This window comes from Microbulbifer elongatus (assembly GCF_020524885.1).
Taxonomy (GTDB): Bacteria; Pseudomonadota; Gammaproteobacteria; order Pseudomonadales; family Cellvibrionaceae; genus Microbulbifer; species Microbulbifer elongatus_A.
This window is the reverse complement of record NZ_JAIVKJ010000016.1, coordinates 1-2,003: the sequence shown is the minus strand read 5'-3', so window position 1 is coordinate 2,003 and position 2,003 is coordinate 1. Positions and strand designations below refer to the sequence as shown.

2 protein-coding genes are annotated in these 2,003 nt (G+C 45.0%); both read right to left on the bottom strand.

Annotated elements, in window-relative coordinates; translation table 11 throughout:
• Nucleotides 1–882: 882 nt before the first annotated feature.
• Nucleotides 883–1,407 (bottom strand): hypothetical protein, encoded by a 525-nt coding sequence (locus LC059_RS17825; protein WP_226705227.1) that lies wholly within the window; start codon nucleotides 1,405–1,407, stop codon nucleotides 883–885.
• Nucleotides 1,361–1,750, bottom strand: coding sequence for a hypothetical protein (locus LC059_RS17820; protein ID WP_226705226.1), 390 nt, complete (start codon nucleotides 1,748–1,750; stop codon nucleotides 1,361–1,363). Before LC059_RS17820 ends, LC059_RS17825 begins: the two co-directional genes overlap by 47 nt.
• Between the last annotated feature and the right edge of the window lie 253 nt (nucleotides 1,751–2,003).

Genomic DNA, 2,003 nt, shown 5'->3' with positions numbered 1-2,003 from the left:
TACTGCCTCTCTACGAAAATCCTCCGTATACGCCTGAGTTCTTTTCTTCGCCATGGTACACCTCCGTGTTAGGCCGAAACCTAACTATACAGGGTGTCTACCAAACGTGGGCAAGTCCTACTGCTAACGCCGCCAGCAGGGGCAGCTTACCTTGTGCGCCATTTGCGCAATAATGGGAGCGCAGCGACCTGCGCAAAAGGTGCACAAGGTAAGCTGTCCCGCGGAGGGCCGCAGGCCCGGAGCTTCACTGCCTGGCTTTGTTAGCAGTGAAGCTCGTCAGTGGACCTCTTATAAGGTGGCCGTCATAGAAAATAATAGAAGGACCATCAGGATATACCAAACAGCACAATAACTGTTAGATGTAGATACCTCCATGATGTTGCGTAGACTTCTATTATGTTCTGAAAACTTTTCAAAAGCATTCCTAGGGTTTTCACTCAGCAGGTATAAATGTGCTGAAAATAATATAAGCGCTGGAATCAGAAATACAGAGAGTACTAGTGCGTCACTCTTCCCGAAAAAATTTCTTGCCAAGGTAAAAAAACTATTGACTGAGCTGAGATCTCTATCCACTTTTAGCAATAAAACGAAATACAGTATTACTATCAATGCAACCACGCCCTGTGGAGCACCGTAGTTCCAACCATGCGGATTACGCGCTACGCGAATCACTGGACCAAAAGTTATCCATATTAATGATGCTAGGTAGCTAGTGACTCTCATAAGAAATCCGGACTGCTAACGCCGCCGGCAGGGGCAGCTTACCTTGTGCGCATTTTGCGCGAAAATGGGAGCGCAGCGACCCGCGCAAAATGCGATCAAGGTAAGCTGTCCCGCGGAGGGCCGCAGGCCTAGAGCAAATTGCCCGGCATTGTTATGCATTTAAAAATACTTGATCGCAAACCATAGCCACATAATTCCACAAAAAATAGGGAAAAATGAAAATACGTAGCCAATTTTGAACCAGACTGGGTCTTCATCCTTTTTGATAAATACATTTCGCGATGCCCAGACAAAGCCATGTTTGTACCCAGTCACAACACTCGATAGCCCAAGGGAAATAGCCACTGATGGTATGATACCGTTGAAAAACATACCTGGGACAAAGCTTTCAAATGATTCACCTAAGTAGAAAAAATCAATCGCCTTTAAACCACACAGGACTAAGGCTATCATCCAAAAAAATTTATGCCAGTAGCACACAAACAAATCTGTTTCTGAACTAAACACTTCTCTACTCTTAACTATGCATAACGCCGTGCGCAGCGGCGGCTTATTTTGTGTATTTTTTGCGCGAAAATAGGAGCGTAGCGACTGCGCAAAAAGTGCGCAAAGTAAGCCGTCGGTCTGCCGCACCTTGTTATGTGGATACAGAGTATTGAAGGATTTTTCCGCACCCAGGCCCATACTTAAGTTGCAATGTATTCTCACGAAGAAGGTTTTTCTTGACCATGTAATAGATGATTATCTGATCTCCGGAGTGCTCCGCACTAGGAAAAAACATAAAATCAAAATCTAGATTTTCTGGATTACCTTTAACCAAAGTGGCAGAAGTAAAATCCAAGCCTTCTATACTATTTGGCGCTGATATTCTTACGTCAACCTCTTGGTTATCTTCAAAGAAATCAAATTTTACAGATTTCTCGTACTTTTTAGAGAGCTGTGAAGGTTGCTCTTCACCAAAGCACGTTGTAGATAACGACTCGCTACTAAAGAAGAGTAATAGGATCGCAAATAGAACTTTGATCATCGGCACCTCATCACATAACGCCCAGCGCAGGCGCAGCCAGCGCGGAGCGCATTTTGTGTTAATATTTGAGCGACAGCGAGTAACACAAAAAGTGCGTAGCGTTGGCTGTCGCTCTGCCGCTGCTTGTTATGTATGCCGAATTCAAATCCGAAGTGCGACACCGAGCTCAAATAGGAAGGTGACCTGTGGTACAAGGGGTTTTTCTCTCCCGCCAAGAAGTGAGAAACCCCAATGAAGTACCAACAGATCACCT